Raw genomic sequence first — 24657 nt, 5'->3', positions numbered from 1 at the left:
GCGGCTTGCCGACTGACCCCGGATTTGAGTGACAACCATGCCAAAACGTACAGACATCAAAAGCATCCTGATTCTCGGCGCTGGCCCGATCGTGATCGGCCAGGCCTGCGAATTCGACTACTCCGGCGCCCAGGCCTGTAAAGCCCTGCGCGAGGAAGGTTTCCGCGTCATCCTGGTGAACTCCAACCCGGCCACCATCATGACCGACCCGGCCATGGCCGACGCCACCTACATCGAGCCGATCAAATGGCAGTCGGTGGCCAAGATCATCGAGAAAGAGCGCCCGGACGCACTGCTGCCGACCATGGGTGGCCAGACTGCACTGAACTGCGCCCTGGACCTGGAGCGCCACGGCGTTCTGGAAAAGTTCGGCGTGGAAATGATCGGTGCCAACGCCGACACCATCGACAAGGCTGAAGACCGCTCGCGCTTCGACAAGGCAATGAAGGACATCGGCCTGGAGTGCCCGCGCTCCGGTATCGCCCACAGCATGGAAGAAGCCAACGCCGTCCTCGAGCGCCTGGGCTTCCCGTGCATCATCCGTCCGTCGTTCACCATGGGCGGCACCGGTGGTGGTATCGCCTACAACCGTGAAGAGTTCGAAGAAATCTGCGCCCGTGGCCTGGACCTGTCGCCGACCAAGGAACTGCTGATCGACGAATCGCTGATCGGCTGGAAGGAATACGAGATGGAGGTGGTCCGCGACAAGAAGGACAACTGCATCATCGTCTGCTCGATCGAGAACTTCGACCCGATGGGCGTGCACACCGGTGACTCGATCACCGTTGCCCCGGCACAGACCCTGACCGACAAGGAATACCAGATCATGCGCAACGCCTCGCTGGCGGTGCTGCGTGAAATCGGTGTGGAAACCGGCGGTTCCAACGTGCAGTTCGGTATCTGCCCGAACACTGGCCGCATGGTCGTGATCGAGATGAACCCGCGCGTTTCGCGTTCCTCGGCGCTGGCCTCCAAGGCCACCGGTTTCCCGATCGCCAAGATCGCTGCCAAGCTGGCTGTCGGCTACACCCTCGACGAACTGCAGAACGACATCACCGGCGGCCGCACCCCGGCGTCCTTCGAGCCGTCGATCGACTATGTCGTCACCAAGCTGCCGCGTTTCGCCTTCGAAAAATTCCCGAAAGCCGACGCCCGCCTGACCACCCAGATGAAATCCGTGGGTGAAGTCATGGCCATCGGCCGTACCTTCCAGGAGTCCCTGCAGAAAGCCCTTCGCGGCCTGGAAGTCGGCGCCTGCGGCCTCGACCCGAAAGTCGACCTGGCCAACCCTGAAGCCAGCAGCATTCTCAAGCGCGAGCTGACCGTGCCGGGCGCCGAGCGTATCTGGTACGTGGCCGACGCCATGCGTGCCGGCATGACCTGCGAGCAGATTTTCGACCTGACCGGCATCGACATGTGGTTCCTGGTGCAGATGGAAGACCTGATCAAGGAAGAAGAAAAGGTCAAGACCCTGGCCCTGTCGTCGATCGACAAGGACTACATGCTGCGCCTCAAGCGCAAGGGCTTCTCCGACCAGCGTCTGGCCAAGCTGCTGGGTATCACCGACAAGAACCTGCGCCGTCACCGCCACAAGCTGGAAGTGTTCCCGGTGTACAAGCGCGTCGACACCTGCGCTGCCGAGTTCGCCACCGACACCGCCTACCTGTACTCCACCTACGAGGAAGAGTGCGAGGCCAACCCGTCGACCCGCGACAAGATCATGATCCTGGGTGGCGGCCCTAACCGTATCGGTCAGGGTATCGAGTTCGACTACTGCTGCGTACACGCCGCACTGGCGCTGCGTGAAGACGGTTACGAGACCATCATGGTCAACTGCAACCCGGAAACCGTTTCCACCGACTACGACACCTCCGACCGCCTGTATTTCGAGCCGCTGACCTTGGAAGACGTGCTGGAAGTGTGCCGCGTCGAGAAGCCGAAAGGCGTGATCGTCCACTACGGCGGCCAGACCCCGCTGAAACTGGCGCGCGCCCTGGAAGAAGCCGGCGTACCGATCATCGGTACCAGCCCGGACGCCATCGACCGCGCCGAAGACCGCGAGCGTTTCCAGCAGATGGTTCAGCGACTGAGCCTGCTGCAGCCGCCAAACGCCACCGTGCGTAGCGAAGAAGAAGCCATTAGCGCTGCTGGCGGCATCGGCTACCCGCTGGTAGTGCGCCCGTCCTACGTACTGGGCGGCCGTGCCATGGAAATCGTCTACGAGCTGGACGAGCTCAAGCGCTACCTGCGTGAAGCCGTGCAGGTGTCCAACGACAGCCCGGTACTGCTCGACCACTTCCTCAACTGCGCCATCGAGATGGATGTGGATGCGGTATGCGACGGCACCGACGTGGTGATCGGCGCGATCATGCAGCACATCGAGCAGGCCGGTGTTCACTCCGGTGACTCGGCGTGCTCGCTGCCACCTTACTCGCTGAGCAAGGAAGTGCAGGATGAAGTTCGCGTACAGGTCAAGAAAATGGCCCTGGAGCTGGGCGTGGTCGGCCTGATGAACGTGCAGCTGGCCCTGCAGGGCGACAAGATCTACGTGATCGAAGTCAACCCGCGCGCTTCGCGTACCGTGCCGTTCGTCTCCAAGTGCATCGGCACCTCCCTGGCGATGATCGCGGCTCGCGTCATGGCCGGCAAAACCCTCAAAGAGCTGGGCTTCACCCAGGAAATCATCCCGAACTTCTACAGCGTCAAGGAAGCCGTCTTCCCGTTCGCCAAGTTCCCAGGGGTTGACCCGATCCTCGGCCCTGAGATGAAATCGACCGGTGAAGTCATGGGTGTTGGTGACAGCTTCGGTGAAGCCTTTGCCAAGGCCCAGATGGGTGCCAGCGAAGTGCTGCCGATCGGCGGTACCGCCTTCATCAGCGTGCGTGACGACGACAAGCCGCAAGTGGCTGGCGTTGCTCGCGACCTGATCGCCCTGGGCTTCGAAGTGGTTGCAACTGCCGGCACTGCCAAGGTTATCGAAGCGGCTGGCTTGAAAGTGCGCCGTGTGAACAAGGTGACCGAAGGTCGCCCGCACGTGGTCGACATGATCAAGAACGACGAAGTGTCGCTGATCATCAACACCACCGAAGGCCGCCAGTCGATCGCCGATTCCTACTCGATTCGTCGCAATGCACTGCAGCACAAGATTTACTGCACTACTACCATTGCGGCCGGTGAAGCCATCTGCGAGGCGCTGAAATTTGGTCCGGAAAAGACCGTTCGCCGCCTGCAGGATCTGCATGCAGGACTGAAAGCATGAGCATTACCAAGTACCCGATGACTGTTCAGGGCGCTCGCGCCCTGGAAGAGGAGCTGCTCTTCCTGAGCAAGACCGAGCGCCCGCGCTTGAGCCAGGCCATTGGTGAAGCGCGCGAACTGGGCGACCTGAAGGAAAATGCCGAGTACCACGCCGCTCGTGAAGAGCAGGGCATGGTCGAGGCGCGTATCCGCGATATCGAAGGTCGCTTGCAGAACTCGGTGGTGATCGATGTGACCACCATTGCTCACACCGGCAAGGTGATTTTTGGCACCACTGTGGTGCTGGCCAACACCGAAACCGATGATGAAGTTACCTACCAGATCGTTGGCGAAGATGAAGCCGATGTGAAGAAAGGCAAGCTTTCGAACAGCGCCCCGATTGCCCGCGCCATCATTGGCAAAGAAGAAGGGGATACCGTTGTCGTCAAGACGCCTAACGGTACGGTCGAGTACGAGATTGTCGAAGTCAAGCACATCTGACCGGCGCCTGCGGGCGCCATCCCTCGAGGGAATCCTCTGGCAGCTGGCCCAGGTTTTCTGGGTTGGTGGCCTGTGGGTGTTTCACGTGGGACTGGTGCCCGCGCTCAAGGTCAGTGGCCTGGCGCCGCTGCTGGTGCAGGATATCGCCGGGCAGATCGACCGCTGGTTGATCGGTGTGGCGCTGCTTGGCTTGTTGACCCAGCTGGCGGTGCTGGCAAGGGTGGACGGCCTGTCGGCCTGGTGGCAGCAGTTCCGTGGCCAGATGCTGTTGCTCGGCTTCGGTGCCTGTGTGGGGTATTACACCTTGCGCTACGGTATTTCCGTTGGCGAGCGCTGGCAGCTGCTCTGTTTCCTGGTGCTGGGCTTTTCCGGCATCGTGCTGGTGGCCCAGCCGGTTCCGGTCAAGGTGCGCCGCTAAGCGGCTCGAGATCGCTGGGGTCGCTTCGCGGCCCATCGCCGGCAAGCCGGCTCCCACACCGACTGCATCGATTTCAGGCCGTGCGCCGTACCTGTGGGAGCTGGCTTGCCGGCGATGGGCTGCGCAGCAGCCCCTTTGCCGTTACTTGTAACGGTGGATATTGGACAGCTGCTTGTTCGGCTGTGGGTTCTTGCGGTAGATCAGGGCTTTCTTGCCGATGGTCTGCACCAGCTCGGCACGGCCGGCCTTGCACAGCTCGGCAATGGTCTCGGCACGCTCTTCGCGGTCTTCCGAGCGAATTTCGACCTTGATCAGCTCATGGTCGACCAAGGCGCGCTCCAGTTCGGCGATGACACCTTCATTCAAACCATTGCCAGCAACGATCAGGACCGGCTTCAGGTCATGACCAATGGACTTGTATTGCTTCTTCTGCTCGTTATTGAGCGGCATAATCTGACCCTTTCCGTCTGATTCTGTAAAATTGACCGGCATTTTACCCGAGGGCCACCGGCTCCGCCCAGTCAATCACGACGCATATCATCGAGGTGCCCCGTGGTACAACGTTCCAAAAGCAGCGCAAACTGGCTGCGAGAGCATTTCAACGATCCTTTTGTGAAACAGGCACAAAAGGATGGCTACCGCTCGCGTGCGAGCTACAAACTGCTGGAGATCCAGGAAAAGGACCGGCTGATCCGCCCAGGCATGAGCGTGATCGACCTCGGCGCGGCTCCTGGTGGGTGGTCGCAAGTGACCAGTCGTCTGATTGGTGGCCAGGGTCGCCTGATCGCGTCCGACATCCTGGAGATGGACTCGATCCCCGATGTGACCTTCATCCAAGGTGATTTCACCGATGATGAAGTGTTGCAGCGCATTCTCGAGGCTGTCGGCGATTCGCACGTAGACCTTGTGATTTCCGACATGGCCCCCAATATGAGTGGTACGCCTGCGGTGGACATGCCGCGTGCCATGTTCCTTTGCGAGCTGGCCCTCGATCTGGCAACCCGCGTGCTAAAGCCCGGCGGCGACTTCCTGATCAAGATTTTCCAGGGCGAAGGTTTTGACGTGTACCTCAAGGACGTGCGCAGCAAGTTCGACAAGGTGCAGATGCGCAAGCCGTCGTCGTCGCGTGACCGTTCCCGCGAACAGTACCTGCTGGGCAGGGGCTTCAAGGGGGCATGAAAGGCGTGAAGCGTGGTGGCCGATAGTTATTTCCAATCGGCCGCTGCGTCAGGATCGTCCGAACTTCGTGTAGTCTAGCTTTCACAAAGGGTTACAGACGGTGCCTGCGGCTGCGTAGGTAATGTAGTAAGTTAGGGCGATGAATATCATGCGAGGAGCGGCTGCGTCGTGCGCCGGCCTCAGAGGGTAGCGAATTGAACGACATGGCAAAGAATCTGATCCTGTGGTTGATCATCGCAGCTGTCCTGGTGACAGTGATGAACAACTTCTCCAGCCCTAACGAGCCGCAGACCCTCAACTATTCCGACTTCATCCAGCAGGTCAAGGATGGCAAGGTCGAGCGTGTGACCGTCGACGGTTACATCATTACCGGCAAGCGCGCCGACGGCGACAACTTCAAGACCGTGCGCCCGGCCATTACCGACAATGGCCTGATCGGCGACCTGGTCGACAACCACGTCATCATCGAAGGCAAGCAGCCTGAGCAGCAGAGCATCTGGACCCAGTTGCTGGTTGCGAGCTTCCCGATCCTGGTGATCATCGCCGTGTTCATGTTCTTCATGCGCCAGATGCAGGGCGGTGCGGGCGGCAAAGGCGGGCCGATGAGCTTTGGCAAGAGCAAGGCACGCCTGCTTTCCGAAGACCAGGTCAAGACCACCCTGGCCGACGTTGCAGGTTGCGACGAAGCCAAGGAAGAGGTCGGCGAGCTGGTCGAGTTCCTGCGCGACCCGGGCAAGTTCCAGCGCCTGGGCGGCCGTATCCCGCGTGGCGTGTTGATGGTCGGCCCGCCCGGTACCGGTAAGACCTTGCTTGCCAAGGCCATCGCCGGCGAGGCGAAGGTGCCGTTCTTCACCATTTCCGGTTCGGACTTCGTGGAAATGTTCGTCGGTGTCGGTGCCAGCCGTGTGCGCGACATGTTCGAGCAGGCCAAGAAGCACGCCCCGTGCATCATCTTCATCGACGAGATCGACGCCGTTGGTCGCCACCGTGGCGCCGGCATGGGTGGCGGTCACGACGAGCGTGAGCAAACCCTCAACCAGTTGCTGGTGGAGATGGACGGCTTCGAGATGAACGATGGCATCATCGTCATCGCCGCTACCAACCGCCCGGACGTGCTCGACCCGGCTCTGCTGCGCCCCGGCCGCTTCGACCGCCAGGTGGTGGTCGGCCTGCCGGACATTCGTGGTCGCGAGCAGATCCTCAAGGTGCATATGCGCAAGGTGCCGGTCGGCGAGAACGTCAACCCGGCCGTCATCGCCCGTGGTACCCCTGGCTTCTCCGGTGCGGACCTGGCCAACCTGGTCAACGAGGCCTCTCTGTTTGCCGCGCGCGCCAACAAGCGCCTGGTCGAAATGAAAGAGTTCGAGCTGGCCAAGGACAAGATCATGATGGGCGCCGAGCGCAAGACCATGGTCATGTCCGAGAAAGAAAAGCAGAACACCGCCTACCATGAGGCTGGCCACGCCATCGTCGGTCGTCTGGTGCCTGAGCACGATCCGGTCTACAAGGTTTCGATCATTCCGCGCGGTCGTGCCCTGGGCGTGACCATGTTCCTGCCGGAAGAAGACCGCTACAGCCTGTCCAAGCGCGCACTGATCAGCCAGATCTGCTCGCTGTATGGCGGCCGTATTGCCGAGGAAATGACTCTGGGCTTCGACGGTGTCACTACCGGCGCCTCCAACGACATCATGCGTGCCAGCCAGATCGCCCGCAACATGGTGACCAAGTGGGGCCTTTCCGAAAAACTCGGCCCGCTGATGTACGCCGAGGAAGAAGGCGAGGTGTTCCTGGGTCGCAGTGCTGCCAGCCAGCACGCCAGCGTTTCCGGCGAAACCGCCAAGTTGATCGACTCGGAAGTGCGCAGCATCATCGACCAGTGCTACGCCACGGCCAAGCAGTTGCTCACCGACAACCGTGACAAGCTCGATGCCATGGCCGAAGCGCTGATGAAGTACGAGACCATCGACGCCGAGCAGATTGACGATATCATGGCCGGCCGTACCCCCCGCGAACCGCGCGACTGGGATGATGACTCGGCTTCGGGCAAGCCTGCTGCCCAGGGTGATCGCCCGGAATCGCCGATTGGCGGTCCAGCGGCTCAACACTAAGGGCATCTATGAGCTCAGTGCAGTACCCGACCCGGTTGCCTTGCGGCAACCGGGTTCTTGATTTGTCGCGTACCCATGTCATGGGTATTCTCAATATCACCCCTGATTCCTTCTCCGATGGCGGGCGCTTCAACCAGCGTGACGAGGCGTTGCGTCATGCCGAGGCGATGGTTGCCGCAGGTGCCACGCTGATCGACATCGGCGGCGAATCCACGCGGCCGGGCGCGCGCGCGGTATCGGTGACCGAGGAGCTGGAGCGGGTGGCCCCCATGGTCGAGGCGATCAACAGTCGCCTCGATGTGGTCATCTCGGTCGATACCTCCACGCCAGCGGTCATGCGTGAATCGGCGCGTCTCGGTGCCGGGCTGATCAATGACGTGCGTGCCCTGGAGCGCGATGGCGCCCTGGACGCTGCAGCGGATACCGGCCTGCCGGTATGCCTCATGCATATGCGCGGCGAGCCAGGCAACATGCAGGACGACCCGCATTACGAAGATGTGACCGCCGACGTTACGCGTTATCTTGAACAGCGAATGGCCGCCTGTGCTGCGGCTGGCATAGATGCAAACAGAATCATCCTTGATCCGGGCTTTGGTTTCGCCAAGACACTGGCGCATAACCTGAGCTTGTTCAAACACATGGAAGCGCTCTATCGCCTGAAGCGCCCGCTGCTGGTGGGTGTTTCACGCAAGAGCATGATCGGCCTGACGCTGGAACGTCCGGTCGGCGAGCGGTTGTACGGCAGCCTTGCGCTGGCGGCGTTGGCCATGACCAAGGGGGCGAGCATCCTTCGTGTCCATGATGTGGCCGAAACCGTTGATGTGGTGCGCATGATCGCTGCGGTGCAAAACGCCGAATAAGAACATTGGAGTCCCTATGAGCAGAAAATACTTTGGTACCGACGGCATTCGTGGTCGCGTCGGCGAATACCCGATCACGCCTGACTTCATGCTGAAGCTTGGCTGGGCCGCCGGCATGGCCTTCCGCAAGCAAGGCCACTGCCGGGTACTGGTTGGCAAGGACACGCGTATTTCCGGCTACATGTTCGAGTCCGCACTCGAAGCCGGCCTGTCCGCGGCAGGTGCCGACGTGATGCTGCTCGGGCCGATGCCTACGCCGGCTATCGCCTACCTGACGCGTACCTTCCATGCCGAAGCCGGCATCGTCATCAGTGCCTCGCACAACCCGCACGACGACAACGGCATCAAGTTCTTCTCGGGCCAGGGGACCAAGTTGCCGGACGAAGTCGAGCTGATGATCGAGGAATTGCTCGACCAGCCTATGACCGTTGTCGAGTCGGGCAAGCTGGGCAAGGTTTCGCGCATCAACGATGCCGCCGGCCGCTACATCGAGTTCTGCAAGAGCAGCGTGCCGAGCAGCACCAGCTTCGACGGCCTCAAGCTGGTGGTCGATTGTGCTCATGGCGCCACCTACAAGGTCGCGCCAAGCGTTTTCCGTGAGCTGGGTGCCGACGTAACCGTGCTGCATGCCCAACCCGACGGCCTGAACATCAACGAAGGCTGTGGCTCGACTCACATCGAGTCGCTGCAGGCTGCCGTGCTGGTCGGTCATGCCGACCTGGGCATCGCTTTCGATGGTGATGGCGACCGCGTGTTGATGGTCGACCACACCGGCGCCATCGTCGATGGTGACGAGCTGCTGTTCATCATCGCTCGCGACCTGCAGGAGCGGGGCAAGCTGCAGGGTGGGGTGGTGGGCACGCTGATGAGCAACCTGGGCCTGGAGCTTGCGCTGAAGGACCTGGATATCCCGTTCGTGCGGGCCAAGGTCGGTGACCGTTACGTCATGGCCGAGCTGCTGGAGCGTGAGTGGCTGGTCGGTGGTGAAAACTCCGGTCACGTCGTGTGCTGCAATCACACCACCACTGGTGACGCGATCATCGCTGCGCTGCAGGTGCTGATGGCACTCAAGCGTCGCGGCGAAACCCTGGCCCAGGCTCGTCAGGCCCTGCGCAAGTGCCCGCAGGTGCTGATCAACGTGCGCTATGGCGCCAGCAAGGTCGACCCGCTGGAGCACCCGGCGGTCAAGGAAGCCAGTGCCAAGGTGACCGAGGCCTTGGCCGGCCGCGGCCGCGTGCTGCTGCGCAAATCCGGTACCGAGCCGTTGGTGCGGGTGATGGTCGAGGGCGAGGACGAAAGCCAGGTGCGTGCGCACGCAGAAGCGTTGGCCAAACTGGTCGACGAAGTTTGTGTCTGAAGGCGCTTGCCAGCGCAGATAGGGTTGGGTACTATCTGCGCCCACTTTGACCGACGAGGTAAAGCATGCGTCGCCCTATGGTAGCTGGTAACTGGAAGATGCACGGTACCCGCGCTAGCGTCGCTGAGCTGACCGAAGGCTTGAGAAATCTGGCCTTGCCGAGCGGAGTGGAAGTCGCTGTGTTTCCACCGGCCTTGTTCATCAATCAAGTGATCGATGGCCTGGCAGGTAAGGAAATTACTGTCGGCGCACAGAATTCTGCAGTACAACCCGAACAGGGTGCGCTGACCGGAGAAGTTGCTCCGGAACAGCTGGTTGAAGCAGGCTGCAAGTTAGTGTTGATTGGTCATTCGGAGCGTCGCCAGATCATTGGCGAAACTGACGAAGTGCTCAATCGAAAGTTTGCAGCGGCCCAAGCCAAAGGTTTGAAGCCAGTGCTTTGCATAGGGGAAACCCTTGAAGAGCGCGAGGCTGGCAAAACGCTCGAAGTTGTCGGGCGTCAACTAAGCAGTATCATCGAGGAATTCGGTGTTAAGGCTTTTGCCAATGCAGTAATTGCCTATGAGCCTGTATGGGCCATTGGCACTGGCCTTACGGCCACGCCACAGCAGGCCCAGGATGTGCACGCAGCCATCCGTGGCCAGTTGGCGGCAGAAGATGCTGAAGTGGCTGCGAAGGTGCAGTTGCTCTACGGCGGCAGCGTGAAGGCGGCCAATGCGGCCGAACTGTTCGGCATGCCGGATATCGATGGGGGGCTCATTGGTGGGGCTTCCCTGAACGCAGACGAATTCGGTGCAATTTGTCGCGCCGCAGGAAACTGAACAAATGCTGGAAACAGTCATCGTTGTTTTTCATCTGTTGGCAGCGCTGTCGCTTGTAGTGCTGGTTCTGTTGCAACAGGGTAAAGGTGCTGAAGCAGGTGCATCTTTCGGCGCGGGTGCTTCAAATACCGTGTTCGGGAGCCAAGGCTCTGCAACGTTCCTGAGTAAATTAACTGCTATACTCGCTGCCACTTTCTTTTTGACAGCACTTGGGTTAGGATACTTCGCGAAGCAACAAGCTCACCAGCTTAGCCAAGCAGGTCTTCCAGATCCAGCAGTGCTAGAAGTGAAAGAGCCGCAGAAACCGGCAGTTAATGATGATGTACCGGTGCTCCAGCAGCAGAAGAGCGAAACCACTCCTAGTACGGGTGATGTACCTCCTCCGGCACAAGAGCAGAAGTAACGGGTTTCAAGTAGTAGTATTGCCGAGGTGGTGGAATTGGTAGACACGCAACCTTGAGGTGGTTGTGCCCATAGGGTGTAGGGGTTCGAGTCCCCTTCTCGGTACCAATTAAAGCTTGAGAGCCCGCTTTAGCGGGCTTTCTTGCAGGTGAAGGTTCGGATTTGACCCTCAAGAGGGTTCGGTCTTATACTTTTGCCCCAGCTTTGTCGCGGGGTGGAGCAGCTTGGTAGCTCGTCGGGCTCATAACCCGAAGGTCGTTGGTTCAAATCCAGCCCCCGCAACCAGCTTCAGCGGAGCCCCTTTTCAGGGGCTTTTTGCTAACCGAACAGTTTTCGGCGTCGTTGTCCAACGGCGCTTTCAGGGATGGGCGCTTCGCCCATTTTTTATTTGCACAGCATGCACGAGGGGGTTCAGGTGTCGAGCAAGCTAGAACAGTTGCAGGCCTTGTTGGCCCCGGTTGTCGAGGGTCTGGGCTATCAATGCTGGGGGATCGAATACGTTTCCCAGGGTAAGCATTCGGTACTGCGCATCTACATCGACAAGGAAGGCGGTATCCTGGTGGACGACTGCGAAGCGGTCAGCCGTCAGGCCAGCGCAATTCTCGATGTGGAAGATCCGATCAGCAGTGAGTACACCCTCGAGGTGTCTTCTCCAGGCATGGATCGCCCACTGTTCACTCTGGAACAGTTTGCCTCGCATGCCGGCGAACAAGTGAAGATCAAGCTGCGCTCACCCTTCGAGGGTCGTCGTAACTTCCAGGGCCTTCTCCGCGGTGTGGAGGAGCAGGACGTGGTGGTCCAGGTGGACAATCAAGAGTTCCTGTTGCCGATCGACTCGATCGACAAGGCCAATATTATTCCCAGTTTTGACTGAGACGTGCCGGGCCCGGCGGACTATCCGGGCCCAATGGCTTGCGCAAGGCGAGGCGTACGATGAGCAAAGAAGTACTGCTGGTTGTTGAATCGGTATCCAACGAAAAAGGTGTACCGCCCGGCGTCATTTTCGAAGCGCTGGAAGTGGCACTGGCCACTGCAACCAAAAAACGTTTTGAAGACGAAGTCGACCTGCGTGTGGAAATCAACCGCCACACCGGTAGCTACGAAACCTTCCGTCGCTGGACCGTGGTCGACGAAGCCGATCTTGATGATCCGGCGATCGAGACCTGGTTGAGCAAGATTCACGAAACCCACCCTGAAGCCAAGGTCGGTGACGTGATCGAAGAGAAGATCGAGTCCATCGAGTTCGGTCGTATTGCCGCCCAGACCGCCAAGCAGGTCATCGTGCAGAAGGTCCGTGAGGCCGAGCGTGCCCAGGTGGTCGATGCCTACCGCGAGCGCGTTGGCGAGATCATCTCCGGTACCGTCAAGAAGGTTACCCGCGACAACGTCATCGTTGACCTGGGCAACAACGCCGAGGCCCTGCTGGCCCGCGAAGACATCATTCCGCGCGAGACCTTCCGTGTTGGCGTGCGCCTGCGTGCGCTGCTCAAGGAAATTCGCACCGAGAATCGTGGCCCACAGCTGATCCTGTCGCGCACCGCGCCACAGATGCTGATCGAGCTTTTCCGCATCGAAGTGCCGGAAATTGCCGAGGGCCTCATCGAAGTCATGGCTGCCTCCCGTGATCCGGGTTCGCGAGCCAAGATCGCCGTCCGCTCCAAGGACAAGCGCATCGACCCGCAAGGCGCCTGCATCGGCATGCGTGGTTCGCGCGTCCAGGCCGTATCCGGGGAGTTGGGTGGTGAGCGTGTGGATATCGTCCTGTGGGACGATAACCCGGCGCAGTTCGTCATCAACGCCATGTCGCCGGCTGAAGTCGCGGCGATCATCGTTGATGAAGATGCCCATGCCATGGACATCGCCGTTGCCGAGGACAACCTGGCCCAGGCCATTGGTCGTGGCGGTCAGAACGTTCGCCTGGCCAGTCAGCTGACCGGCTGGACCCTGAACGTGATGACCGAGAAGGACATCCAGGCCAAGCAGCAGGCCGAAACCGGTGACATCCTGCGCAATTTCATCGATGAACTGGAAGTCGACGAGGAGCTGGCCCAAGTGCTGGTCGACGAAGGCTTCACCAGCCTCGAAGAAATTGCCTACGTACCGTTGGAAGAAATGCTCAACATCGATGGCTTTGACGAAGATATCGTCAACGAGCTCCGCGCTCGAGCCAAGGACCGTTTGTTGACCAAGGCCATCGCTACCGAAGAAAAACTGGCAGACGCCCATCCGGCTGACGACCTGCTCTCCCTCGAGGGCATGGACAAAGACCTGGCGGCGGAACTGGCGGTGCGCGGCGTGGTTAACCGCGAAGACCTGGCCGAGCAGTCGATAGACGATCTGCTCGACATCGACGGCATCGACGAAGAGCGTGCCGGCAAGTTGATCATGGCCGCCCGAGCCCACTGGTTCGAGTAATTAGGCGCGGCCTGAGGAGAGAAGTGCATGACGCAAGTCACGGTGAAAGAACTGGCCCAAGAGGTCGAGGCACCGGTAGAGCGCCTGCTGCAGCAGATGCGTGAGGCAGGTCTGCCGCACACCGACGCCGGTCAGGTAGTGACCGACAATGAGAAGCAGACCTTGCTGACTCATTTGAAGAGCAGCCACAAGAGCAAGGCGGAAGAGCCGCGCAAGATTACCTTGCAGCGCAAAACCACCAGCACCCTGCGTGTCGCCGGTAGCAAGAGCATCAGCGTAGAAGTACGCAAGAAGAAAGTATTCGTGCAGCGTAGCCCGGAAGAAATCCAGGCTGAGCAGAAGCGTGAACTGGAAGAGCGCCGTGCGGCTGAAAACGCCGCTCGCGAGAAGGTCGAGGCCGAAGTTCGCCAGCGCAACGAAGAGCAGGCTCGCCGTCAGGCCGCCGAAACCGCCGCTGCAGCCCCAGCGCCTGCCGCCAAGCCAGAGTCGGCGCCTGCCGCTGCCCCGGCCCCGGTAGTTGCCGATGCCCCGGCGTCCGAAGACGCCGCAGCCCGTGCTGCCGAGCGCAAGAAGGACGAAGCCCGTCGCAACGAAGGCCGTACCCGTGACGAAGACCGTCGTGGTGGCGAGCGTCGTGGCGAGGCCCCGCGCGTGTCGATCAAGGTCAAGGTCAAGGAGAAGGAAAAGGCTCCGACTCCACGGGCCGCACCGCGCACCACCGATGAAGAGAGCGATGGCGTACGCCGTGGCCGCGGTGGCAAGAGCAAGCTGAAGAAGCGCAACCAGCACGGCTTCCAGAACCCGACCGGTCCAGTCATCCGTGACGTGACCATCGGCGAGACCATCACCGTCTCGGAACTGGCCCAACAGATGTCGGTCAAGGCCGCTGAAGTGGTTAAGTTCATGTTCAAGCTGGGTACTCCGGTCACCATCAACCAGGTGCTCGACCAGGAAACCGCTCAGCTGGTCGCCGAAGAACTGGGCCACAAAGTGACCCTGGTCAGCGATACCGCCCTGGAAGACTCCCTGGCCGAATCGCTGAAGTTCGAAGGTGAAGTCGAATCGCGTGCGCCGGTCGTTACCGTCATGGGTCACGTTGACCACGGCAAGACCTCGCTGCTCGACTACATCCGTCGTGCCAAGGTTGCTGCTGGCGAAGCCGGTGGTATTACCCAGCACATCGGTGCCTACCACGTGGAAACCGACCGCGGCATGGTCACCTTCCTCGATACTCCAGGCCACGCTGCGTTCACCGCAATGCGTGCCCGTGGTGCCAAGGCTACCGACATCGTCATCCTGGTGGTGGCGGCGGACGACGGCGTGATGCCGCAAACTCGCGAAGCCGTTCAGCATGCCAAGGCCGCGGGCGTTCCGCTGGTGGTTGCGGTGAACAAGATCGACAAGCCGGGTGCCGATATCGATCGCATTCGCAACGAGCTGGCCGTCGAAGGCGTGACCTCCGAAGACTGGGGTGGTGATACTCCATTCGTCAAGGTTTCGGCGAAGATGGGTACCGGCGTCGACGAGCTGCTTGAAGCTGTTCTGCTGCAGGCCGAGATCCTCGAGCTGACCGCTACCCCGACCGCTCCAGGTCGTGGCGTGGTTGTCGAATCGCGCCTGGACAAGGGCCGTGGCCCGGTGGCGACCATCCTGGTTCAGGACGGTACCCTGCGTCAGGGCGACATGGTCCTGTGCGGTTCCAATTATGGCCGCGTGCGCGCCATGCTCGACGAGAACGGCAAGCCTGTGAAGGAAGCCGGCCCGTCGATCCCGGTCGAAATCCTCGGCCTGGACGGTACCCCGGAAGCCGGTGACGAGCTGTCCGTGGTTGCCGACGAGAAGAAAGCCCGTGAGGTTGCCCTGTTCCGTCAAGGCAAGTACCGCGAGGTCAAGCTGGCTCGTGCTCACGCCGGCAAGCTGGAAAACATCTTCGAGACCATGGGTCAGGAAGAGAAGAAGACCCTCAACATCGTCCTCAAGACCGACGTACGTGGTTCCCTGGAAGCACTGCAGGGTTCGCTGTCGGGCCTGGGCAACGACGAAGTTCAGGTGCGCGTGATCGGTGGCGGCGTCGGTGGTATCACCGAAAGCGACGCCAACCTGGCGCTGGCTTCGAATGCAGTACTGTTCGGCTTCAACGTGCGTGCCGATGCCGGCGCGCGCAAGATCGTCGAGCAGGAAGGTCTGGATATGCGTTACTACAACGTGATCTACGACATCATCGAAGACGTCAAGAAGGCTCTGACCGGCATGCTCGGCAGCGATGTTCGCGAGAACATCCTGGGTGTCGCCGAAGTTCGTGACGTGTTCCGTTCGCCGAAGTTCGGCGCCATCGCTGGCTGTATGGTCATCGAGGGTACCGTGTACCGCAACCGTCCGATCCGCGTACTGCGCGAAGACGTTGTGATCTTCGAAGGCGAGCTGGAGTCGCTGCGTCGCTTCAAGGACGATGCCTCCGAAGTGCGTAACGGCATGGAGTGCGGTATTGGCGTGAAGAGCTACAACGACGTCAAGGTCGGCGACAAGATCGAAGTCTTCGAGAAAGTCCAGGTGGCTCGTACCCTGTAAGGGGCGAGCGTGGTGCAGGCCCCGCCCTTGGGCGGCTGGCAGCGCCTCTGAAGGTAGCGCCCGGTCAGGCTTCAGCCTGGCCGGGCGTTTGCCGCTTTAAGTTACAGGTAGCAAGAATGGCAAAAGAATATAGCCGTACCCAACGCATCGGCGATCAGATGCAGCGCGAGCTGTCGGAGCTGATCCGCCGTGAAGTCAAAGACCCGCGCGTCGGCCTGGTGACCATCACTGCCGTGGACGTCAGCCGCGACCTCGGCCACGCCAAGGTGTTCATCACCGTGATGGGCCAGGACGGCGCCGACGCCGTGCCGCAGACCCTCAAGGCCCTGACCAGCGCCGCGAGCTTCCTGCGCCTGCACCTGGGGCGCGTGATGCAACTGCGCAGCGTGCCGCAATTGCATTTCCACTTCGACGAAAGCGTCAGCCGTGGTGCCCACCTGTCGGCATTGATCGAGCGCGCGGTCGCCGAAGACCGTCTGCACAAGGATGCCGACAAGCCGGACGCCGAGGAGTAAGCGGTGGCCCAGGTCAAACGTATCCGCCGCAACGTCAGCGGCATCATCCTGCTCGACAAGCCGCTGGGCTTCACCTCCAACGCGGCCCTGCAAAAGGTGCGCTGGCTGCTCAATGCGGAAAAGGCCGGCCACACTGGCAGCCTCGACCCGCTGGCAACCGGCGTGCTGCCGCTGTGCTTTGGCGAAGCAACCAAGTTTTCGCAGTACCTGCTCGATTCCGACAAGGGCTACGAAACAGTCATGCAGATGGGGCAGACTACCAACACCGGCGATGCCGAGGGTGAGGTGCTGCAGACTCGCGAGGTGACCGTTGGTCGCTCCGACATCGAGGCCCTGCTGCCGCGTTTTCGTGGCCAGATCAGCCAGATACCGCCGATGTACTCGGCGCTCAAGCGTGACGGCCAGCCACTGTACAAGCTGGCACGTGCAGGAGAGGTAGTGGAGCGCGAGGCGCGTTCTGTTACTATTGGCCGCTTGGAGTTGCTCGAGTGCGAAGGCACCCGTGCGCGGTTGAGCGTAGGATGCAGCAAAGGCACCTATATCCGCACCCTGGTGGAGGATATCGGCGAGGCTCTTGGCTGCGGCGCCTATGTCGCCGAGCTGCGCAGGACCCAGGCCGGGCCTTTCGCGCTGGCGCAGACGGTCACTCTCGAGGAACTCGAACAGGCCCACGCCGAAGGCGGCAACGAAGCGCTCGACCGCTTCCTTATGCCTTCTGACAGCGGCCTGCAGGACTGGCCACTGGTGTGCCTGTCCGAGCACAGTGCGTTCTACTGGTTGCATGGGCAGGCGGTACGCGCGCCGGACGCGCCACAATTTGGCATGGTCCGGGTACAGGATCACAATGCACGCTTCATCGGTATCGGTGAAGTGAGCGAAGACGGGCGCATTGCGCCGCGTCGGCTGATTCGGTCGGAATGACCGAAACCGCGGGGCCGGGCAATTGCCAGGTTCCACGGGACCAAGGGTGGCTGTCAGTAGGCACGGTCACACCTTTTTTATTAATACAGGGATTTGTCCCTGGCCTATTGGACCCGCATGCGGGATCCGTTATCAGGAGAAGCCACATGGCCCTCAGCGTTGAAGAAAAAGCTCAGATCGTTGCCGAATACCAGCAAGCCGCCGGCGATACCGGTAGCCCGGAAGTGCAGGTTGCTCTGCTGACCGCCAACATCAACAAGCTGCAAGGCCACTTCAAGGCCAACGACAAAGACCACCACTCCCGTCGTGGTCTGATTCGTATGGTCAACCAGCGTCGTAAGCTGCTGGACTACCTGAAGGGCAAAGACACCACTCGTTACAGCGCCCTGATCGGTCGCCTGGGTCTGCGTCGCTAATAGCGGCCTGGCCAGTGGTGTGCATGGCGTGTCGCAGGCTTCGGCAGGGCTGTTTTGCAGCGCTGCCGTTGGACACGCCACGCGTATCTCCGAGGTTGGCAGCCTGGCAACGCTGAGCGGATCTTCCGCTTGGCGCCAGGCTCCCAGCCTCGTGTTGTATCTGGACGGTCAATGGGGCCGATTCCCCGTTCTGCCCAAGAATTCGCAAGAAACCAGTTCCCCCCAAGAGCCACTGAAAAAGGTAGGAAACCGTGAACCCGGTAATCAAGACTTTCCAGTTCGGTCAATCGACCGTTACTCTCGAAACGGGCCGTATTGCCCGTCAGGCAACCGGCGCTGTGCTGGTTACCGTCGACAACGACGTCACCGTGCTGGTGACCGTGGTAGGCGCCAAGCAGGCTGATCCAGGCAAGGGTTTCTTCCCGCTGTCGGTTCACTACCAGGAAAAGACCTACGCCGCCGGCAAGATCCCGGGTGGCTTCTTCAAGCGTGAAGGCCGTCCTTCCGAGAAAGAGACCCTGACCTCGCGCCTGATCGACCGTCCGATCCGTCCGCTGTTCCCGGAAGGCTTCATGAACGAAGTGCAGGTTGTCTGCACCGTGGTTTCCACCAGCAAGAAGACCGACCCGGACATCGCTGCGATGATCGGTACCTCGGCTGCCCTGGCCATTTCCGGCATTCCGTTCGAAGGCCCGATCGGCGCCGCTCGCGTTGCCTTCCACGAAAGCACCGGCTACCTGCTGAACCCGACCTACGAGCAACTGGCTGCCTCGAGCCTGGACATGGTCGTTGCCGGTACCGAATCGGCTGTACTGATGGTTGAATCGGAAGCCAAAGAGCTGACCGAAGACCAGATGCTGGGCGCCGTACTGTTCGCACACGACGAATTCCAGGCCGTGATCCAGGCCGTCAAGGAACTGGCCGCCGAAGCCGGCAAGCCGACCTGGGACTGGCAGCCAGCCCCGGCCAATGTCGAGCTGATGAACCTGGTGCGTGGCGAGTTCGGTGAAGCCGTTTCGCAGGCATACACCATTACCCAGAAGGCTGACCGCTACAACCGCCTGGGCCAGCTGCGCGACGAAGCTGTTGCCCGTCTGAGCAACGAAGAGACCGGCCCGTCCGCCAGCGCCATCAAGGACATCTTCGGCGAACTGGAATACCGCACCGTCCGTGAGAACATCGTCAACGGCAAACCGCGTATCGACGGCCGTGACACCCGCACCGTGCGCCCGCTGAACATCGAAGTCGGCGTATTGCCGAAGACCCACGGTTCGGCGCTGTTCACCCGTGGTGAAACCCAGGCCCTGGTTGTCGCGACCTTGGGTACCGCACGTGACGCCCAGCTGCTGGACACCCTGGAAGGCGAGAAGAAAGACCCGTTCATGCTGCACTACAACTTCCCGCCATTCTCGGTGGGTGAGTGCGGCCGCATGGGCGGCGCCGGCCGTCGTGAAATCGGTCACGGTCGCCTGGCCCGTCGTGGCGTGCAGGCCATGCTGCCGAGCGACAGCGACTTCCCGTACACCATCCGTGTGGTTTCGGAAATCACCGAATCCAACGGTTCCAGCTCCATGGCTTCGGTCTGCGGTGCTTCCCTGGCCCTGATGGACGCCGGTGTACCGATGAAGGCCCCAGTTGCTGGTATCGCCATGGGTCTGGTCAAGGAAGGTGACAAGTTCGCTGTCCTGACCGACATCCTGGGTGACGAAGACCACCTGGGCGACATGGACTTCAAGGTAGCCGGTACCGCCAAGGGTGTTACCGCGCTGCAGATGGACATCAAGATCAACGGCATCACCGAAGAGATCATGGAAATCGCCCTGGGCCAGGCCCTGGAAGCGCGCCTGAACATCCTCGGCCAGATGAACCAGATCATCGCCCAGTCGCGTAGCGAGCTGTCGGCCAACGCTCCGACCATGATCGCGATGAAGATCGACACCGACAAGATCCGTGACGTCATCGGTAAAGGCGGCGCCACCATTCGCGCCATCTGCGAAGAGACCAAGGCTTCGATCGACATCGAAGACGATGGCTCGATCAAGATCTTCGGCGAAACCAAGGAAGCGGCAGAGGCTGCCAAGCAGCGCATCCTGGGCATCACCGCCGAGGCCGAGATTGGCAAGATCTACGTCGGCAAGGTCGAACGCATCGTCGACTTCGGTGCCTTCGTCAACATCCTGCCTGGCAAGGACGGCCTGGTACACATCTCCATGCTGAGCGATGCTCGCGTCGAGAAAGTTACCGACATCCTGAAAGAAGGCCAAGAAGTCGAAGTACTGGTACTGGACGTGGACAACCGCGGCCGTATTAAGCTGTCGATCAAGGATGTTGCCGCGGCCAAGGCCTCGGGCGTCTAAGCGACTGCCACGCTACAGGAAAGGGCCCTTCGGGGCCCTTTTTTCATGGGCGAAAGGGAACCTTTTGCGGACTTGCATCTTGCATGCAGGTTTACGGTGCGGATTGCAAAATGCACGACGACAGGAATACTGATTTTTCGTTAACTTATTGATTTAAAAGGAAACAAGCGAGGCGGAAAAGCTGGCACAGCGCGTGCAACTACCTTCATATCTGACGCCAGGACATACGGCGCAGACCTTTCGAAAAACAGGAGTGACTCACATGAAGAAGTTCGCCATTGCTGCCGCTACTGCTACCGCCCTGACCCTGACCCTGGCTAACGGCGCATTCGCTGCAGAGCCAACCCAGGCTCCAGTCATGTTGGCCGCCAATACCGTGGACAACGCCAAGCAGGAAGGTTCTGACACCTGGATCACTACCAAAGTGAAAGCGGACCTGCTGACTGAAAAAGGTATTCCAGGCAGCGACATCAAAGTCGAGACCAGCCAAGGTGTCGTCTCGCTGTCGTCTGACGTGGCGGTGACTCAGTCCCAGAAAGAAGAAGCTGTTCGTATTACCAAGAACATCAAAGGCGTCAAGAGTGTGATGTCGGATGGCCTGAAAGCCGAATAAGGATTGTCCCGTCGGCCAAACGGATTTGGCCATCTTTGCTCCGAGCCCCGGCTATTTGCCGGGGCTTTTCATTTGCGGCTAGTAAACCGGGTTACGTGCGATCACATCACTCTCGAAGCATTCCTGCTCGATGATCAGCGGCTCGACCAACGGCCGGCTATCGCGAAAGTGCGCGGTTTCGGTGTGCGCTTCATACGCCGCTTCATCGCGGTAGATCTCGTACAGGTAAATCACCTCCGGGTCGGCCCGGTCCTGCGACACGTCGAACACAAGGCAGCCCGATTCGGTGGCGACAGACGCTGCGGCATTGACCTTGATCGCAGTCAGAAAATCTTCGGCGCAACCGGGCTTCACTCGGGTCTTGATGAACAGACTATACACAAGGCTCTCCTTTTGTTTTAAATTCTACTTTGAATTGTATACAAAAATGGAGCCTCGCCAATGTCCGAATTGCCTGCCCGCCCTGGTCGCCTGAATGGCCTGCGTCATATTGCGTTGTTGGTGCCCAACCTTGAGGAGTGCGAACGTTTCTACGTCGATGTGCTGGGCATGGAGGTGCTGAACCGGGCCAACGAAGACCTGGTGTATCTCACTTGTGGTAACGACAATCTGTCGCTGGGGCGTGGGGCAGGGGCGGCCAATGGGTTGCAGACCCTGGACCACTATGGGTTCATCGTCGATAGCGTGGAGGAGCTGGAAGCCTGGTACCAGTACTTCAAGGCGCACGGCGTGACCTTGCTGGACCGGCCGTTCAACCATGGTGACGGGGCGCGCAGCTTTCACCTGCTGGACCCGGCAGGGAACAAGGTGCAGCCGTTGTATCACCCGGCGGTGTCGGGCCAGCGTTTGGTGTGAAGCCTGTACCGGCCTCTTCGCGGCGATTCGGCGCCCCGATGAGCTCCCACAGGGAGCGCGCACAGCTCAAGGCCAGCGCATACCTTGTGGGAGCGGGTTTACCCGCGAAGAGGCCAGCCCTGCTGGTAGAAACTACTCGGCATCCAGATGCATTGGCGTCACCACCCGCCCATCGCTCTCGGCCTGGCCCAGGTTGGTATCGATGAAGTACACCCGGTCATCTTCCAGCTGGCCTTTGTCCACCAGGTAATCCTTGATGCTGCTGGCCCGCTCCTGGCCCAGCGTGCGCAGCAGCGCAGTACTCTCGGCCCAGGACTTGATCACCGCCTCGCGCAGCTTGGCGGTGCGCTTGTCACGGCCCAGTTGCTCCCATTCGGCAGGCGGCTGCTGTTTCAGGCGATTACGGTAGATACCTTCGAGCATCGCTGGTTTGTCGCTGTCGTCGACCACCAGCATCGACGCATTGGCCGGTACCTTGTCACCGCGACGCTGCAGGATCTTGTACCAGGTGGCTTGGTACTCACGCTCCAGGCGCTGCTGGGCGATCAGCGGGCCATCGCTGGCCTGGGCACTGGTGCCTTCGATTTCCAGACGCAGCTCCGGGCGTTCCTTCAGGGCCGACGCCAGCTTGTCCAGCGATGCCTTGGCGTCGCCACCGAGCTCGCTGGAGCCCGGCGCGAAGGACACGTTGCCCAGGTCTTCCGAGCCACCGCCGGCAACCAGCCCGCCAATGAACTTGAACGGTGCCTGCGCCGCACGCAACACCAGGTTGCGCAGGGTTTGCCAGACGATCGGCATCACGCTGAACTGCGGGTTGTTGAGGTCGCCTGACACAGGCAGCTCGATCGAGATCTTGCCTTCTGTATCTTTCAGCAACGCCACCGCCAGTCGGATCGGCAGGTCCACGGCGTCGGGGCTGTCGACCTTCTCGCCCAACTGCAGCTGCTCCACCACCACCTTGTTCTCGGCCTTCAGCTGGCCATTGGTGATCAGGTAGTGCAAGTCGAGGTTGAGCCGGCCCTTGCGGATGCGGAAGCCGGCGAACTTGCCGGAGTAGGGGGTGAGTGTGGTCAGCTCGACCCGCTTGAAACTCGTGGCGATGTCCAGGCTGGCCAACGGGTTGAAAGGGTTCAGGGCGCCTTTGATGGTGACCGGCGCGTAGCGGTCGACCTTGCCCTTGACGTCGACCTTGGCCGGCACCGGCTTGCGGTTGTCGATGGTGCCGATCCGGCCGTTGAGCTGCTGGATGGCCGTAGCGAAGTTGGGTGTGAGAGACAGGTCGGCGAAGTTGGCCGAGCCGTCGTTGATGTCGATCTGGCCGATGTGGATGCCCAGCGGCTTGTCGTTGCTGGCAGCGGCCGGCTTGGCCTGGCTGGTTGCCGGAGCGCCGGCCGGCTGCGGGATCAGCAGGTCGTTGATGTTGGTGGTGCGGTCTTCGTTGATGATGAAGCGCGCATAGGGTTGCAGCAGGGTCACCTTGTCGATCGACAGCGCATCGCCGTGCACGTAGGACAGGCCATCGACGTTCACCTGCTGCCATTTGACGAAGTCACGGCTCTTGATGGTGTCGAGGGTGTGCAGCTGGCTGACCTGTGCCTTGCCGGTAACGCTGAAGGCCAGCGGTGCGGTGTTCTTCAAGTCGACCTTGAGGTCGCTGGCGAGCATGCCACTGCGCAGCTCCAGCAGAATGAACGGGCTTATATAGGCTTGGGCCACTCGCAGGTCGATGTCGCGGCTGCTCACGTCCAGCTTGGCCCAGATGGGCGCCAGGTTGACCTGGCCGGCTGCCTGCAGTTTGCCTTGCTTGCCCACACCGGTATCGAGCTTGAGCGTGAAAGGCGACTTGTTGAGGCTGTCGAAACCTTGCAGATCGGCATTGAGCGGGCCGACGTCCAGGGCCACCGGCTCCTTCTGGGAACGGTCTGCCAAGTGCACCAGATAGTTACGCAGTTGCACGTCCTTGAGCAACACCTGCCAAGGTTTGCTTGGCTCCTTGGCGGCTTGCTGTTCGGGCGTTGGCTCGGCGGTGGCAGGCTCGGCCTTTTCCTTCGGCGTGGCTTTGGCCGGCTGGCTGGCGAACAGCTTTTGCCAGTCGAGCTGGCCGTCCTTTTCCAGCGCAGCCCAGGTTTCCAGTTTTTCGCTGCGGATCTTGCCCACGGTGACCAGCTGCTTGACCAGGTCGACCGAGGTTTCGCTTACCTCCAGGCTGGCCAGGCGTGCCAGCGGCCGGCCATCCGGGGCCTTGATGGCGAACGGAGCAATGCGCACCGACGCGTTGTCCAGCAACAGTTCGGTCTGTTTGGCAAGGTTGAGCTTGTAGTGGGTGTCGAGGCTGACCACGCCTTCTTCCAGCACCAGTGGCACGGCATCGCGTACATAGGGCCAGAATGCCTTCATCCTGCCTTCGGTGATCTTCAGTGTGCCTTCAGAGGCTATTGGCGCCAGGCTCAGGGTGCCTTTCCAGTCGATGCGCCCGCCGTTGGGGCCGATGGCCACCAAAGTCATGTCGGCGTTGTCGTTGGGCAGGGTGCTGAGATTTTTCAGCTCCAGGTTCATGTTGTCATAGAGGAACTCGATCGGCTCGCCCGGGCGCAGGTCCTCGAAGTGCAGGTAGCCGTCGCTGAGCTTGATGCTGCCGATGCGTAGCGGGAACGGGTCGCTGGGCGGTTCGTCAGGTTTGGCTTCGCTGGCTGGCAGTTTGAACAGGCGGGTCAGGTTGAGGGTACCGTCCTTGGCGAACAGTACTTCGTTGCGTGGCTTGACCAGTTCCACTGCGTCAAGGTGCAGGGCGCCACTCCACAGGCTGTCGAGCGAGAGGTTGGCGTATAGCCGGTCGAAGCCGACCTGCTCCTTGCCAGGCTCGCCGATCTGCAGGCCCCACAGCGTCAGCTCGAGGCTGAAGGGGTTGAGCTCGATCCGTTCGAGATGGGCAGGCACGGTTGCGTACTCGGCCAACTGCTGGTTGGCGATGCGCAGCGCGACACCGGGGAGAACGAGAAAGCCGAGAAGGCTGTAGAGGGCTACCAAGGCCAGCAGTGCGCCAACGGCGCGAGTCAATCCTTTGTACATGTGTCGCTTCGTCTGTCTAAGCAGGAGAGCTTGGAGTATGGCACG

General features: G+C 60.7%; 21 protein-coding genes and 2 tRNA genes. 20 read left to right on the top strand and 3 right to left on the bottom strand.

From position 1 onward, the window contains the following. Positions 1–37: 37 nt before the first annotated feature. From carB to V3314_RS00280, 3 genes are read left to right on the top strand one after another with little or no spacing between them, the layout of a single operon-like run. Complete coding sequence (gene carB / locus V3314_RS00290) at positions 38–3259, top strand: carbamoyl-phosphate synthase large subunit (protein WP_338459812.1); 3222 nt, start codon at positions 38–40, stop codon at positions 3257–3259. After that, positions 3256–3738 carry a transcription elongation factor GreA gene (gene greA, locus V3314_RS00285; RefSeq protein WP_046613135.1) on the top strand — a complete coding sequence of 161 codons (483 nt, stop codon included), beginning with the start codon at positions 3256–3258 and terminating at the stop codon, positions 3736–3738. Before carB ends, greA begins: the two co-directional genes overlap by 4 nt. After that, positions 3716–4156 (top strand): hypothetical protein, encoded by a 441-nt coding sequence (locus V3314_RS00280; RefSeq protein WP_049798463.1) that lies wholly within the window; start codon positions 3716–3718, stop codon positions 4154–4156. Before greA ends, V3314_RS00280 begins: the two co-directional genes overlap by 23 nt. Positions 4157–4297: 141 nt before the next feature. Here the strand turns inward: V3314_RS00280 and yhbY are convergent, their stop codons facing one another. After that, positions 4298–4606, bottom strand: a complete 309-nt coding sequence (gene yhbY / locus V3314_RS00275; protein WP_003249945.1) for a ribosome assembly RNA-binding protein YhbY — start codon at positions 4604–4606, stop codon at positions 4298–4300. Positions 4607–4708: 102 nt separating this feature from the next. Between yhbY and rlmE the strand changes: the two genes are divergently transcribed. The 16 genes from rlmE to V3314_RS00195 all read left to right on the top strand — a co-directional run bounded on the left by rlmE (position 4709) and on the right by V3314_RS00195 (position 20688). After that, complete coding sequence (gene rlmE / locus V3314_RS00270) at positions 4709–5335, top strand: 23S rRNA (uridine(2552)-2'-O)-methyltransferase RlmE (protein WP_046613134.1); 627 nt, start codon at positions 4709–4711, stop codon at positions 5333–5335. Between the two features lie 203 nt (positions 5336–5538). Next, complete coding sequence (gene ftsH, locus V3314_RS00265; RefSeq protein ID WP_015271861.1) at positions 5539–7443, top strand: ATP-dependent zinc metalloprotease FtsH; 1905 nt, start codon at positions 5539–5541, stop codon at positions 7441–7443. 8 nt (positions 7444–7451) lie between these two features. Further along, positions 7452–8303: a dihydropteroate synthase gene (gene folP / locus V3314_RS00260; RefSeq protein WP_046613133.1), complete on the top strand. Its 852-nt coding sequence runs from the start codon at positions 7452–7454 to the stop codon at positions 8301–8303. 16 nt (positions 8304–8319) lie between these two features. Then, positions 8320–9660 (top strand): phosphoglucosamine mutase, encoded by a 1341-nt coding sequence (gene glmM / locus V3314_RS00255; RefSeq protein ID WP_046613132.1) that lies wholly within the window; start codon positions 8320–8322, stop codon positions 9658–9660. A 65-nt stretch (positions 9661–9725) separates the two neighbouring features. Then, positions 9726–10481 carry a triose-phosphate isomerase gene (gene tpiA, locus V3314_RS00250; protein WP_046613131.1) on the top strand — a complete coding sequence of 252 codons (756 nt, stop codon included), beginning with the start codon at positions 9726–9728 and terminating at the stop codon, positions 10479–10481. Positions 10482–10485: 4 nt separating this feature from the next. After that, on the top strand, positions 10486–10884 hold the full coding sequence (gene secG / locus V3314_RS00245; protein WP_046613130.1) for a preprotein translocase subunit SecG: 399 nt from the start codon (positions 10486–10488) through the stop codon (positions 10882–10884). A gap of 21 nt (positions 10885–10905) precedes the next feature. After that, a tRNA-Leu gene (locus V3314_RS00240) sits at positions 10906–10991 on the top strand. 100 nt (positions 10992–11091) lie between these two features. Then, positions 11092–11168: transfer RNA gene (locus tag V3314_RS00235), tRNA-Met, on the top strand. A 130-nt stretch (positions 11169–11298) separates the two neighbouring features. Then, positions 11299–11757: a ribosome maturation factor RimP gene (rimP, locus tag V3314_RS00230; protein WP_003249960.1), complete on the top strand. Its 459-nt coding sequence runs from the start codon at positions 11299–11301 to the stop codon at positions 11755–11757. 59 nt (positions 11758–11816) lie between these two features. Continuing rightward, on the top strand, positions 11817–13298 hold the full coding sequence (gene nusA / locus V3314_RS00225) for a transcription termination factor NusA (RefSeq protein ID WP_003258062.1): 1482 nt from the start codon (positions 11817–11819) through the stop codon (positions 13296–13298). Positions 13299–13325: 27 nt separating this feature from the next. Continuing rightward, positions 13326–15866: a translation initiation factor IF-2 gene (infB, locus tag V3314_RS00220; RefSeq protein WP_046613129.1), complete on the top strand. Its 2541-nt coding sequence runs from the start codon at positions 13326–13328 to the stop codon at positions 15864–15866. A gap of 116 nt (positions 15867–15982) precedes the next feature. Beyond that, entirely contained in the window at positions 15983–16381 is a 399-nt protein-coding gene (gene rbfA, locus V3314_RS00215; protein ID WP_046613128.1) for a 30S ribosome-binding factor RbfA, read from the top strand. A gap of 3 nt (positions 16382–16384) precedes the next feature. Further along, positions 16385–17302, top strand: coding sequence for a tRNA pseudouridine(55) synthase TruB (gene truB, locus V3314_RS00210; RefSeq protein WP_046613127.1), 918 nt, complete (start codon positions 16385–16387; stop codon positions 17300–17302). A gap of 146 nt (positions 17303–17448) precedes the next feature. Then, on the top strand, positions 17449–17718 hold the full coding sequence (gene rpsO / locus V3314_RS00205) for a 30S ribosomal protein S15 (protein ID WP_003249971.1): 270 nt from the start codon (positions 17449–17451) through the stop codon (positions 17716–17718). Positions 17719–17969: 251 nt separating this feature from the next. Next, a complete protein-coding gene (pnp, locus tag V3314_RS00200) occupies positions 17970–20075 on the top strand; it encodes a polyribonucleotide nucleotidyltransferase (RefSeq protein ID WP_046613126.1) in 2106 nt (701 codons plus the stop codon). Positions 20076–20337: 262 nt separating this feature from the next. Beyond that, complete coding sequence (locus V3314_RS00195; RefSeq protein ID WP_046613125.1) at positions 20338–20688, top strand: BON domain-containing protein; 351 nt, start codon at positions 20338–20340, stop codon at positions 20686–20688. A 78-nt stretch (positions 20689–20766) separates the two neighbouring features. On the opposite strand, the gene V3314_RS00190 is transcribed toward V3314_RS00195, so the two are convergent. Then, a complete protein-coding gene (locus V3314_RS00190; protein WP_046613124.1) occupies positions 20767–21069 on the bottom strand; it encodes a putative quinol monooxygenase in 303 nt (100 codons plus the stop codon). 60 nt (positions 21070–21129) lie between these two features. Here V3314_RS00190 and V3314_RS00185 point away from each other — a divergent pair, with 60 nt between their 5' ends. After that, the gene (locus V3314_RS00185; RefSeq protein ID WP_010955354.1) at positions 21130–21543 is read left to right on the top strand and encodes a VOC family protein; all 414 of its coding nucleotides are present in this window, start codon (positions 21130–21132) and stop codon (positions 21541–21543) included. A gap of 132 nt (positions 21544–21675) precedes the next feature. Here V3314_RS00185 and V3314_RS00180 read toward each other — a convergent pair whose 3' ends face one another. Then, positions 21676–24612 (bottom strand): DUF748 domain-containing protein, encoded by a 2937-nt coding sequence (locus V3314_RS00180; RefSeq protein WP_338459811.1) that lies wholly within the window; start codon positions 24610–24612, stop codon positions 21676–21678. Positions 24613–24657: the final 45 nt, after the last annotated feature.

The organism is Pseudomonas sp. TE3-3-F2023, assembly GCF_036784815.1.
GTDB lineage: Bacteria > Pseudomonadota > Gammaproteobacteria > Pseudomonadales > Pseudomonadaceae > Aquipseudomonas > Aquipseudomonas pudica.
The sequence above is the reverse complement of the archived record's forward strand: the minus strand, read 5'-3'. Positions and strand labels throughout refer to the sequence as shown.